Origin of the sequence: Nocardia pseudovaccinii NBRC 100343 (genome assembly GCF_001613225.1) — a bacterium.
Classification (GTDB): domain Bacteria; phylum Actinomycetota; class Actinomycetes; order Mycobacteriales; family Mycobacteriaceae; genus Nocardia; species Nocardia pseudovaccinii.
The window spans coordinates 1-12516 of sequence record NZ_BDBY01000027.1; the positions used below are offsets into that span (position 1 = coordinate 1).

Annotated in this window: 12 protein-coding genes; 10 read left to right on the top strand and 2 right to left on the bottom strand. The window is 66.6% G+C overall.

The window, feature by feature from the left end; translation table 11 throughout:
• Nucleotides 1–169: 169 nt before the first annotated feature.
• A complete protein-coding gene (locus NP3_RS03230; RefSeq protein WP_157124034.1) occupies nucleotides 170–925 on the top strand; it encodes a hypothetical protein in 756 nt (251 codons plus the stop codon).
• Here NP3_RS03230 and NP3_RS47575 read toward each other — a convergent pair.
• Complete coding sequence (locus tag NP3_RS47575) at nucleotides 922–1104, bottom strand: hypothetical protein (protein ID WP_063037599.1); 183 nt, start codon at nucleotides 1102–1104, stop codon at nucleotides 922–924. The two genes, NP3_RS03230 and NP3_RS47575, sit on opposite strands and share 4 nt — an antisense overlap.
• A 339-nt stretch (nucleotides 1105–1443) precedes the next feature.
• Between NP3_RS47575 and NP3_RS03240 the strand changes: the two genes are divergently transcribed.
• The 5 genes from NP3_RS03240 (at nucleotide 1444) to NP3_RS03260 (ending at nucleotide 7074) form a co-directional block, all read left to right on the top strand.
• Nucleotides 1444–2325, top strand: coding sequence for a glycoside hydrolase family 32 protein (locus tag NP3_RS03240; protein WP_063037601.1), 882 nt, complete (start codon nucleotides 1444–1446; stop codon nucleotides 2323–2325).
• A 315-nt stretch (nucleotides 2326–2640) separates the two neighbouring features.
• Entirely contained in the window at nucleotides 2641–4053 is a 1413-nt protein-coding gene (locus tag NP3_RS03245) for an L-fucose/L-arabinose isomerase family protein (RefSeq protein WP_063037603.1), read from the top strand.
• Entirely contained in the window at nucleotides 4050–5534 is a 1485-nt protein-coding gene (locus tag NP3_RS03250) for an FGGY-family carbohydrate kinase (RefSeq protein WP_063037605.1), read from the top strand. Before NP3_RS03245 ends, NP3_RS03250 begins: the two co-directional genes overlap by 4 nt.
• Before the next feature lie 68 nt (nucleotides 5535–5602).
• Nucleotides 5603–6058, top strand: coding sequence for a thioredoxin family protein (locus NP3_RS03255; RefSeq protein WP_245720785.1), 456 nt, complete (start codon nucleotides 5603–5605; stop codon nucleotides 6056–6058).
• On the top strand, nucleotides 6055–7074 hold the full coding sequence (locus NP3_RS03260; RefSeq protein ID WP_063037610.1) for a glycoside hydrolase family 172 protein: 1020 nt from the start codon (nucleotides 6055–6057) through the stop codon (nucleotides 7072–7074). Before NP3_RS03255 ends, NP3_RS03260 begins: the two co-directional genes overlap by 4 nt.
• Here the strand turns inward: NP3_RS03260 and NP3_RS03265 are convergent.
• Nucleotides 7060–7575, bottom strand: coding sequence for a hypothetical protein (locus tag NP3_RS03265; RefSeq protein WP_157124036.1), 516 nt, complete (start codon nucleotides 7573–7575; stop codon nucleotides 7060–7062). The two genes, NP3_RS03260 and NP3_RS03265, sit on opposite strands and share 15 nt — an antisense overlap.
• Before the next feature lie 68 nt (nucleotides 7576–7643).
• Here NP3_RS03265 and NP3_RS03270 point away from each other — a divergent pair, with 68 nt between their 5' ends.
• The 4 genes from NP3_RS03270 to NP3_RS03285 all read left to right on the top strand — a co-directional run.
• Nucleotides 7644–8642 (top strand): zinc-dependent alcohol dehydrogenase family protein, encoded by a 999-nt coding sequence (locus NP3_RS03270; protein WP_063037614.1) that lies wholly within the window; start codon nucleotides 7644–7646, stop codon nucleotides 8640–8642.
• Complete coding sequence (gene xylB, locus NP3_RS03275; protein WP_063037616.1) at nucleotides 8642–10051, top strand: xylulokinase; 1410 nt, start codon at nucleotides 8642–8644, stop codon at nucleotides 10049–10051. Before NP3_RS03270 ends, xylB begins: the two co-directional genes overlap by 1 nt.
• A gap of 72 nt (nucleotides 10052–10123) precedes the next feature.
• The gene (locus tag NP3_RS03280; protein WP_157124037.1) at nucleotides 10124–11758 is read left to right on the top strand and encodes an alpha/beta fold hydrolase; all 1635 of its coding nucleotides are present in this window, start codon (nucleotides 10124–10126) and stop codon (nucleotides 11756–11758) included.
• An 88-nt stretch (nucleotides 11759–11846) separates the two neighbouring features.
• Nucleotides 11847–12516: amidohydrolase family protein (locus tag NP3_RS03285; protein WP_157124039.1), on the top strand; the 670-nt coding region annotated here is incomplete at its 3' end.

The window sequence follows — 12516 nt, forward strand, 5'->3', positions numbered from 1 at the left end:
CGACGAATTGCACACCGCCCAGGGCGGGGCGGCCGAATGGCTGCGTAGCAACGGACTATCCGGGGCAGAACTCGCCCAACTCCGCGCGGTGCTGGTGGACGCCGCGTAGTCCCCGCCGTGGCGACTGTTCATCCGGAATTACCGCCGAAGGTCCAGTATGGTCACCAGCGTGCACGACGACGTCGACTACACGAAGCTGGCCACCCCCGCCGAGAAGAAGAAGTACGCCAAGCAGAACAGCTTGATGTACGGCGGGCTGATCGCCATCGGCGTCGTCATCCTGCAGGGTTTCCTCACGGCCTCGCCGCTGGGCGTCTCCGGTCGGATCTCCATGATCGCCTTCGCGATCTCGCTGCCACTGCTCGCGGTGCTGCTGATGCTCGACGAATGGCAGTCCGGCGAACAGGCGCCGAGCCCGAGCATGACCGACGATGCGGCCAAGGCCATCGCCCTGCTCAGCTCGCTCGTCGGCGTCGTCGCGGCGTTCTGGCATATCGACTGGAGCGCGGGCGTCGCGGTGATCGCGGCCGGGGTGGTCGCGCTCGGCGTCTACGGAACGCATTTCAGCAGTACCAGCTTCAGCCAGGCGGTACTGCGCCGTAACCAGCAGCGGTCCGCCCAGGCCGCACCTGCGACGACAACGCCACAACCGACGGTGCCACAACCGCAAGCTTCGCAACCGCTGGCTCCGCCGCCACCAGCAGCTCAGTCCAGCGCTCCCCAGCCGACAACGGACCAGCCTGAGGCGCCCCGGACAGCACCCGCCGAGCCAATGACACCCGAGCCGACAGCTCCCGGGCCGACAACGCCCGAGACAGCAGCTACGGAGCCGACGACACCTGAGTCCACAGCGCCGGAGTCATCGACACCGCAGACCACACCGCCCGAGCCAACGACACCCGCGTCCAAGCCGACAACGCCCTAGCCGACAGCGCCCAAGCCGACAACGCCCAAGCCGACAACGCCCAAGCCGACAACGCCCAAGCCGACAACGCCCAAGCCGACAACGCCCAAGCCGACAACGCCCAAGCCGACAACGCCCAAGCCGACAACGCCCAAGCCGACAACGCCCAAGCCGACAACGCCCAAGCCGACAACGCCCAAGCCAACGACGGCTGAGAGCCCACCGCACCCGAGCCGACAACGCCCAGACCAGCGGCGCCCAGACAGCGCTATCAGGCCAACGACTCCTGGGCCAGCAACGCTGGAGCCCATCAAGCCCCGGATCACAGGGCCCCGAGCCGACGACAACGGCCTACACAGCACAGCCATTTGAGCCGAGGCCGGGGCCGGAGCAGCTGACGCCCCGCGATCGACACCACCATCATCATCATCCGACTCCGCGACGAAACGCCCCGCAGCACGCACCAATCACCTGAACCGCGACGTCTCAATGTTTCAGACCTGACCTCGGCGCGGTCCGCGCACGTCATCATGAGCTGTATGGCAACGCGCGAGGTGGTGAGAGCGGGCGCGTTCACGAGGATCTACAACCCCGGCGACGGCGAAACACAGCCCTGGTACATCAACGACCACACCATCGTCCGCGACGAAACCGGCCGCTGGCACCTCTTCGGCATCACCCATCCCGAACCCGCCGACCCGTTCCACGAAACAGAATTCGCCCACGCCACCGCACACCAACTCCACGGACCGTGGACCAAGCGACCATCCGCCCTGACCGTCGATCCCGGCTACGGCGAAACACATCTCTGGGCACCGCATGTCATCGGCGTCGACGGCCGCTACTACATGTTCTATGCGGGCGGCGGCACCGACCGCACCACCGCCGCCATCAACCTCGCCACCTCCACCGACCTGTTCCGCTGGACAAGAAGCCGTGCCGGACCACTGTTCCTCGACGGCTACGACGCGAGAGATCCGATGGTCGTGCGCATCGGCGAGAAATGGGTCATGTACTACTGCGCCACCAGTACACCGCGCGGTGGACACCACGTCGTCGCCTACCGCACCAGCGGCGATCTCCTGCACTGGGGCGACCGCCATATCGCGTACACCGACCCCACGATCGGCACCGAAGCGGGCAATACCGAATCCCCGTTCGTCGTGCCCCACGGCGGTTGGTGGTATCTGTTCATCGGTCCGCGCCCGCACTACGTCGGCACCGACGTATTCCGCAGCGACAACCCCTTCCGGTTCCGCATCGGCGACAAGGTCGGCCATATCGCCGCGCACGCCGCCGAACTCGTGTCCGCCGACAATCGTTGGTGGATCACCAGCGCGGGCTGGGCCCAGGGCGGCGTCCACCTCGCACCACTCACCTTCCCCACCCCGCGCCCCGTTACCGCGGCCGTTCCCCGCTGAGCGATCGCACCATGCCCGCCACGAGCACCCTGATCTGCTCGAATGACGCCTCGGATTCGGCCGCAACGTTTTTCGGTATGTCGATATACATCGCCTCGGCATAGAGCTGTTCCTTGGAACCGAAGTACCGGAACACCAGCGCGGGTTCGACGCCCGGCCCGCACCCGGCGGCTCGGTGCGATCACGGCCGATTTGGTCGAGAGCCGGGTCACCGGCGGATAACGACATCGAACCCGCTCGCCCGAAGCCGACCACCGGCGGCCCTCTTCGGATAGATAATCCAGGAGGGGGCCTGCGCGTTGGGAGGCGGTCGGGATGGCGCGGATCGGGGTTATGAGCGTGTCCGACGGGCGTGATTACGTGCACGCCGGGATCGCGGAGTTCATCGGGTCGGCCGAGGATCGGCTGGTCGCCGGGTTGCAGGCGGCCGGGCACGAAGTGATCCGGGGTGCGGCGCAGATCAGTACGAACGCACTGGCTGGCTCGGTGGCACGCGAGGTGGCCGCCGCCGGTGTGGATCTCACGGTGCTGCACTATGCGGTCTGGGCGTTCCCGCACTTCACCATGCTGGCCGCGGGTGCGACACCGGGTCCGCTGCTTTTGCTGTCCAATATCGATCCGGTGCAGCCGGGCATGGTGGGCATGCTGGCCGCGGGCGGTGCGCTGGATCAGATCGGACGCGCGCATACCCGGTTGTGGGGCGATCCGGCCGATACCGAGCTGATCGAGGCGATCGGCAGCCGGGCGAGCGCGGCAGCCGCCGTATCGAGCTTGCGCGGGAGCACTTTCGGGCGCTTCGGCGGGCGGCCGATGGGGATGAATACGGCCGTCGCCAATACCGATCAGTGGCAGCGCCTGTTCGGCATCGATGTCGAGGAGATCGACCAATGGGAGATCGTCCGTCGCGCCGAGCAGGCCGATGCCGGTGAGGCGAAAGGGGCGCGAGAGTGGTTGGAGCGCAATACCGCCGGTGTGCACTACGACGGCGTGAAACTCACTCCGGAATTGCTGGAACGCCAGATTCGCTCGTATCTGGCCGTGCGTGAGCTGATCGACGAGTGGCGGCTGGACTTCTCCGGTATCAAAGGCCAGCCGGAGCTCACCCAGTACTTCGCCACCATGGATATCACCGAGGCGTTCCTCAACGACCCGTACGATTGGAACGGCCCCAAACAACCCCACGTGTGCGCGACCGAAGCGGATATGGACGGCGCGCTCACCATGCGGCTGCTGCAGCAGATCACGCACACCCCGGTGCTTTTCGCCGATGTCCGGCATTATCACGCCGACCGCGATATCTGGGATCTGTGCAATTCGGGTCAGCACGCCACCTGGTTCGCCGCCCGCAGCGACGAGCCGACCGAGAATCTCGCCAACGTACATCTCTATCCGGAGGTCTTCTTCTTCCCGGCGGGCGGTGCGTCGGTGCACCATCTGGCCGCGCCCGGACAAATGACCCTGGCCCGCCTGACCCGCAAGGACGGCGACTACCGAATGCAGTTGATGCTGGGCGATTTCGAATCCTATGACCAGGCGACCAATGAATCACTGATGAAACAGTCCACCTGGGAATGGCCGCATGCCTTCGCCCGGTTGGACGCACATGCCGATGATTTCCTGTCCCGCTTCGGCGCCAACCATATTCACGCCGTCCCCGGCGACCATCGGGCCACCGTCCGGGCCGCCTGCGATCTCCTCGATATCACCCTCGACGAGTTCAACCGATGACGAGCGCATTCCTCGGCGTCGATATCGGGACCTCCAGTTCCAAGGGCGTCCTGGTCCGGACGGACGGCACCGTTATCGCCAGAGCCGAACGAACGCACGGCGTTTCGACACCGCGGCCGGGTTGGGTCGAACACGATGCCGAGCACATCTGGTGGGCGGAGTTCCGCGCGATCACCCGCGAACTCCTCGACGCGGCCGACGGCACGACGCTCGACGCCCTCGCAGTTTCCGGCATCGGACCGTGCCTGCTGCCCGCCGACGCCGTCGGACATCCCCTGCGCCCGGCCATCCTCTACGGCGTCGACACCAGGGCAACAGCCGAAATCGCCGAAATGAACTGGGAATTCGGCGCCGCCGCGGTACTCGAGCGCGGCGGTTCACCGTTGACCAGCCAGGCCGTCGGCCCCAAGTTGCGCTGGCTGGCCCGGCACGAGCCGCAGGTCGCGGCGCGTACCGAGATGCTGTTGATGGCGAGTTCATTTCTGGTGCACCGGCTTACCGGACGCTATGTGCTCGATCATCAATCGGCCAGCCAGTGCGCCCCGATGTACGATCTGCGCCAACGATATTGGGCATACGACTGGGCAGCGACGGTTGCTCCCGGTCTGAATCTGCCCGAATTGGCCTGGCCCACTGAGATTATCGGCAAGGTGAGTGCGGCGGCCGCATCGGCGACCGGGCTCCCCGCCGGGCTGCCCGTCACCACCGGAACCATCGACGCCTGGGCCGAGGCCGCCAGCGTCGGTGTCCGGGCACCCGGCGACGCCATGATCATGTACGGCACCACCATGTTCCTCGTGCAAGTGCTCACCGATCCCCGCCCGCATCCCGGCCTCTGGCTCACCTGCGGCGCCTGGCCCGGCACCTATACCTCGGCGGCGGGCATGGCGACCTCCGGCGCGGTCACCGATTGGCTGCGCAAACTCGTCGGCGGCGACTTCGCCGACCTGGTGGCCGAGGCCGCCGAGGTTCCGGCGGGCAGTCGCGGCCTGCTCGCGCTCCCGTACTTCGCGGGCGAGCGCACACCGCTGTTCGACCCGGATGCACGGGGCATTGTCGCGGGCCTCACCCTCGGACACGGACGTGCCGAGTTGTATCGGGCGGTGCTCGAGGGTATCGCCTACGGCGTGCGGCACAACCTCGAAGCCATGGCGGGCGGACAGGCCCCGCGACTGGTCGCGGTCGGCGGTGGGACCAAGGGCGGGCTGTGGACCCGGATCGTCAGCGATGTGACCGGCCTGCCGCAGCAACTACCGGCCGATACCGTCGGCGCCTGCCTCGGTGACGCACTGCTCGCGGCCGAGGCCGTCGGCGTCGATACCGCGGGCTGGAATCCGATCATCGGCGTGGTGGAGCCCGATGCGGATAGTGGCGCGACCTACGCGTCGTACTACGGCCGCTACCGCGAGTTGTACGAAGCCACCGCGGATATAGCGCATTTTCTGGCGGCGGAGCAACACCGATCCGCTCACCTCCCGTAGAGCCGCCACCTATGCGAGGATGCAGGGTTGCATACAGGATAGCTATCGCGAGGACCTCGATGCCGACAATGACCGTGACCCGAAACAATTTCGACGCGACCGTCGCGAACAGCCATATCGTGCTGATCGATTGGGGTGCGCAGTGGTGTGAGCCGTCGCGCCGATTCGCCGAGGTCTTCGCGGCATCCGCGGATCTGCACCCCGAAATCGTCTACGGCACAGTCGATATCGATGCCGAGAAGCAACTGACCGAAATTGCCGGTGTCTCGGCCTACCCGACGCTCATGGCCTTCCGCGAGGGCCTGCTGGTCTATTCGGAGGCTGGCGCCCTGCCCGCGGAAACGATGGAGGAGTTGGTGCAGCAGATCCGCTGGCTGGATATGGACCAATTCCGGCGCGAGCTGGCGCAGCTCTCGGCGAGCGTCTCGGTCGGCGAACCCGAGCAGCCGCCGACCACCATCGCCTATCAGAAGCGCGCGGGCCACGCCGCGGTCACCGATCGATATGGCTGGCCGGGGCTGTGACGGCATCGGAACTCTGGCGGCTCGACGCCGCACGGACCCGCTCGATCAGTGCGGAGAATCCGACCGGGTCCCCCGGTGCCGGGGCTCGGGCAACCGAGGGCACCGGGGCACATGCGGCGCGGCTACTCGGACCCGGCTGGAAAGTCTCCCCCTCCATTCACCTCGATGCTGGCGAAACCGTAACGCTCGCAGATGTTTCCGGCTCCGGCATGCTGCGCCACTGCTGGCTCACTACCGACCGCACAGTGCTGCGGCAACTCACCCTGCGCATGTACTGGGACGACGAACCCGAGCCATCGATCGACCTGCCACTCGGCGATTTCTTCTGCAACGGCTGGGACGAACTGGCACTTGTGCAGTCCGAGATGGTGGTGGTTGCGCCCGCCGGTGGTCTGAACAGCTTCTGGCCCATGCCTTTTCGTGAGCATGCCAGGATCACCCTGCACAACGGCAGCGACCGTGCGGTGCCGGTCTACTATCAATTCACCTATACCGAGGAAGATGTCCCCGACTCCGCCGGATATCTGCGCGCGCTACGCCGCCACAGCAGGCCACTCGGCTCGCCCGCCGTGCACACGATTCTCGACGCGATACCGGGTCCCGGCCGATATGTCGGTACCTACCTCGCGATTCGGCCCGGCGCACCGGGCTGGTGGGGTGAGGGCGAGCTGAAGTTCTACCTCGACGGCGACACCACCCATCCGACCCTCTGCGGCACCGGCACCGAGGACTACTTCGGCGGCGCGTGGAATTTCGATCTCGACGGCGCCTACCACACGTATTCGACGCCCTATCTCGGCCTGCACCAGGTCCTGCCGTCCGATGAGATCTATCAACCGCATCAGCGATTCGGCATGTACCGCTGGCATATTCGCGATCCGATCTGCTTCCAGCAGGAGTTGCGGGTGACGATTCAGGCGCTCGGCTGGCATGACGACGGCACCTATCTGCCGCTGACGAAAGCCGATATCTCGACAACGGCGCTGTGGTACCAGAGCCGTCTAACCTCGGTCTAGCTCGTCGTCATCCGGAAGTTCCATGGCGAGCAGCTCGTCCGCACGGCTCAACGCATCGTCCATCGCCGATTCGATGCCGTCCATGACCGAAAGTCCGTCCAGCAGACCGGACAACTCGCGTCGGGCGGCTTCCAATTCCGCGACCGCGGGATCGAGGCGATACCATCCGACACTCTCACGCCACCAAGCGTTTTCGTCGATCCACGCCCACATGACGTCGCGCACGAACTTGGCGTCGGGGGTGTAAATCTGGAAACACTCGTCCGATGCGGCCGCACGGTGCTCGAGTTCGTACACGCCGTCGGGCAGCAGGCGCGCCTGGATGTAGGCCTGCTCGCCGCGTTCGACCACGATCGCCGGATACTCCGGATCGGGTGGTTCGCGCAGCAGATCGTCGAGCAGCGGATCCGTCAGGGCGGGCAGTGTGGTTCCGTCGCCCGTGCGGACGTGCACCTCTGCGTGCCGGTCCGGGTCGTCGTTCACCGCGACAGTCTGCCTCATCCGAAAATCCGCCATGCGAGCGGAGCGAAATGCGGCGCAGCGGCGGGGGTCGGGTGCAAGGTAGTGCTATGCGCGCGGTCGTGATCGAGACGCCTGGGAAAGTCGCCGTGCAGAACGTGCCGGATCCGACGCCGGAGCCCGGCGAAGTCGTCGTGCGGGTGGATGCGGTGGGGATCTGCGGCACCGATGTGCATATTGCCGATGGCGAATTCCCGCCCACACCGTATCCGATCGTGCCAGGTCACGAGTTCGCCGGTGCGGTGGTGGCGCTGGGCTCGGGCGTCGGTGGTGTGCGGATCGGCGATTCCGTCGCGGTGGATCCGTCGTTGTTCTGCGGGGCATGTCACTACTGCGCGATCGGGCGCGGGAATCTGTGCGAACGGTGGGGCGCGATCGGCGATACCGTCGACGGTGCGATGGCCGAATACGTCGCGGTGCCTGCCGCGAACTGCTACCGGCTGCCCGAGACGCTGTCGACCGCACACGGTGCGCTCGTCGAGCCGCTGTCGTGTGCGGTGCATGCGTTCGACGTGCTGCCGCGTGCGCTGGGCGCGCACTATCTGCTGTACGGCGCGGGCACCATGGGACTGCTGATGTTGCAGCTGGCGCGGGTCGCGGGGGCCGCGTCGGTGTCGGTGGTCGACATCAATACCGCGCGACTCGCGGTGGCCGTCGACCTCGGCGCGGATGCCGCCGCCACAACGGCCGACGAATTCGACCGCCCGCAGGGCTGGGAGGTGGTCATCGACTGTACGGGCGCGATCGCCGCCATCGAGGACGGACTCGGCCGGGTGCGCCGGGGCGGGGTGTTCCAGCAGTTCGGGGTGGCGCCGGGCGCGGCGACCGCGTCGATCTCACCGTTCCGGATCTACAACGACGAGATCGCCATTGTCGGCTCGATGGCCGTACTGCACAGTTTCGGCCGTGCGGTGGAACTCATGGGCAAGGGCGTGATCGATGCGAACACCATGATCACCCACGGCTTCGGATTGGCCGACTTCCCCGATGCGCTACAGACTTTCAGAGCTGGCACCGGCCGCAAGATCCAGCTCAGGCCGGATGCCTGATGGCCACCGTCGCGGGGGTGGACAGCTCCACCCAGTCCTGCAAGGTCGTGCTGTGCGATGCCGATACGGGCGAGATTCTGGACGAAGCGCGCGCCCCGCACCCGGACGGCACCGCGGTACCCGCCGAATCCTGGTGGCAGGCACTGTGTTCGGCGGGCGACGGGTTGTTGGATCGGGCCGATGCGGTGGCGGTCGCGGGCCAGCAACACGGGTTGGTCGCGCTGGACGCCGACGGTCATCCGGTCCGGGATGCGTTGCTGTGGAACGATATCCGATCCGCCGACGCGGCCGAAGAGTTGATCACCGAACTCGGCGGCCCGCAAATGTGGGCCGATGCCGTCGGCAGTGTGCCACTGGCGGCATTCACCGTCGCCAAGTTGCGGTGGCTGGCCGATCATGAACCCGAACATGCCGACCGCACACACCGGGTCCTGCTTCCGCACGACTATCTGACCTGGCGTTTGCGGGGTGGGCCGTCCGATCACACCGTCGAACCGACCACCGATCGCGGCGACGCCTCGGGCACCGGCTACTGGTCGCCCGCGACCGGCCGATACCGCAAAGACCTACTCGCCCATGCGTTCCGGGGACGGACCCCGGAGCTGCCCCGCGTCGCCGGACCCGCCGAAGCGGTCGGACGTACACCGGCGGGCGCACTCGTCGCGGCGGGCACCGGCGATAATGCTGGTGCCGCACTGGGTTTGGGCATCGCGGACGGTGACGTCGTCATCTCACTCGGCACCAGCGGGACCGCCTACACCCGCGCCGCCGCACCCAGCGCCGACGCCACCGGGGCCATTGCCGGATTTGCCGACGCGACCGGCGCATTCCTGCCGCTGGTTTGCACACTCAATGCCGCCCGCGTATTGGACGCCGCAGCCGAGCTGCTCGGCGTCGACCTCGCAGGCCTGGAAACCCTTGCGCGCCAGGCACCGCCGGGATCGGAAGGGGTCGTCATGCTCCCCTACCTCTCCGGCGAACGCACCCCGAATCTGCCGCATGCCACCGGCAGTCTGCATGGTCTGCGACCGGAAACCTTGCGCCCCAGCCATATTGCGCGCGCCGCTGTCGAGGGCATGCTCTGTAATGTGGCGGACGCGCTCGACCACCTACGCATCGTTGGAATCCCGATGCAGCGCGTCTTGCTGATCGGCGGTGCGGCCCGCTCCGCCTTGGTCGCCGAACTCGCCGCCCAGATCTTCGGGCTCACGGTCACGGTTCCGAAGCCGAACGAATACGTCGCCCTCGGAGCCGCCCGACAGGCCGCGTGGACTCTGGGCGGCGACGCACAGCCGCCGCGTTGGCCCGCACATACCCTTGCCGAGGTCCGCTCGCCCAGCGACGGCGGGATCGGCAGGCGGATCCGGACGACGTACGAGAGCGCACGACAGGCCCTCTACGCTCGATGAATACGGTGCAGCGGGAAACACCGGTGGACGTATTCGCGATGTTGTAGTAGAAGTACCACCGCATGCCGTCGAATGAGGATCGATGGCGCCGCACCCCGGGGGATCATCATGGAATCCGCGCACGCACAGCGCCGTCGACTGATCGTCTATGTCGCCGGTCTTTCCGAACCGCCGCATGCGGCGAAGGATCTATTCGACAAATTGCGCCACGAGCCCGGATACGGGCCGGACGAGGCCGTCTACTGGCAATTCCCGGAGCCGGTCACCCGGCTGAGCCGAGGGAGCCTGACCGCGCGCTGCCGCGATCTCGCCGATCGCATCGACGCCTACTGGACCGGACCGCGCCGGACCGAAGAGATCGTCCTCATCGGACACAGCATCGGCGGCGTCATGCTCCGCTACGCCTTCCTGCAGGCATTGCGCGGTCTCGACGGCCCGCAATCGGCCTGGGCCGACGCCGTCTCCCGCATTGTGCTGCTCGCCGCGCCGAATCGCGGCGTCGATCTGGACCGCGCGCCCTGGCCGTTCCGGATGCTGGCCAAGGTGCTGGTGCCGCTGCTGCAGACGTTCACGGTGCTGGAAATGCTCTGCGGTTCACCGTTCATCACCAATTTGCGCATCCAATGGCTGCGCGAAATCGCCGATCTCGGCGATAAGGCACCGACTGTCGTACAGGTGCGCGCACGCAACGACTGGGCGGTGAACAGCGAGGACAGCCGCGATCTGGAAACCCTGCCGACCGGCGTTCAGAAGCTCATGCCCAATGCGACGCACGCCGACATCACCTGCACCAGACGCAAGGTCCGCGAGGATTACATCGGACAGCGCTACGACATTCTGCGCTGGGCCATTACCGAGGACGTCGAATCCACCAACCCGAGCCCGCTGCCCGAGCACGAGGCGACCATCAAATCGGTGGTATTCGCCCTGCACGGCATTCGATCGGGCAATGGCGAATGGCCGAACGAACTCGAGCGGAAACTGCACGAGCTCGAATCGGACGTGCTGGTGGTGACACCGTCCTACGGGCGACTGTCGGCCTACAACTTCGCGCTGCCGTTCACCCGACGCCGCAATCTGCGGTGGTTCGCCGATCAGTACAGCTACCACCTGGCCCGGCATCCCGGCATTCCTTTCCATTTCGTCGGGCACAGCAATGGCACCTACCTGTTCGGGCAATCGCTCAAGCAGATACCGGCCCTGGCATTCCAGAACGTGTTCCTGGCGGGCAGTGTGCTGCCCCGCGAATTCGACTGGGTGGAATGCGCCGACAGCGGGCAGGTCGGCTCGCTGGTGAATGTGTGCGCCAGCGCCGATAAGCCGGTCGCCTGGTTGTGCAGCGCATTGCGTGGACTCGGCATGCGCGATGTCGGGGTCGGCGGTTTCACCGGATTCGATTCGGTTCCGCCCGGCACGCTCCAGGTGCGCTACATCAAGGGCGGGCACGGCGCGGCCCTCGTTGCCAAGCGGCTACCCGGTGTCGTCGGCTATGTCCACGACGGCGAGGCGCCCTGCGAAGCCGACCATGCCACCCCGGGCAAGTTCTTCGAGCTGATGTCGCGTTTCGCGCCGGTCGCGACCTGGTTGGCGGGTGGGGCGCTGATCGGCCTCGGCTGGCTCTCGGTCGCCATGCTCGGCCCGCTGGTCGGTCTCGGCATCATGGCCGGAATGCTGGCGGCGACCTACCTGGCGCTCAAGGTCGCCTGACCTTTTCGAGAGACCGACGCCGACCCGCGCTTACGATGTAGGGGATACCGGTAGTACCGGTATCCCCTACTTGGATGTGAGGGCTGAGATGGCTCGGTGCGATTTGGTGATCCGCGGCGGATCGGTATTCGACGGCCTCGGCACACCGCCGCGCGTCGCCGATATCGGGATCGCCGACGGCCGGGTCACCGTGATCAGCGCCTCGGCATTGCCCGACGGTGCGCGGAACGTGAATGCGGCGGGGAAATGGGTGATGCCCGGAATGCTCGACGTGCATACGCACTACGACGCGGAGGTGCTCGGCAACCCTGGTCTCGGTGAGTCCGTACGGCACGGCGTCACCACCGTGGTGTTCGGGAACTGTTCGCTGTCGACGGTGTATTCCGAGGCCGAGGACTGTGCCGATATGTTCGCCCGGGTGGAGGCATTGCCGTGGGATGCGGTGCATGCCGCGGTCAAGGAGCACAAGGACTGGGACGGTCCGCAGGCCTACGCTCGCGCCCTCGCCGCACGCCCGCTCGGTGCGAATGTGGCTGCGCTACTGGGACATTCGGACATGCGAGTCGCCGTGATGGGGCTGGCTCGGGCCGTGGACGCGGCGGCGCGGCCGACCGAGGCGGAACTGGACCGCATGCGTGAGATGCTCTCCGACGCACTCGATGCCGGTTTCCTCGGACTGTCCACCATCCGCAGTTCGTTCTCCAAATTGGAGGGCGTGCGCTTCCCGACCCGACAGCTGCCGTCGACGTATGCCACCT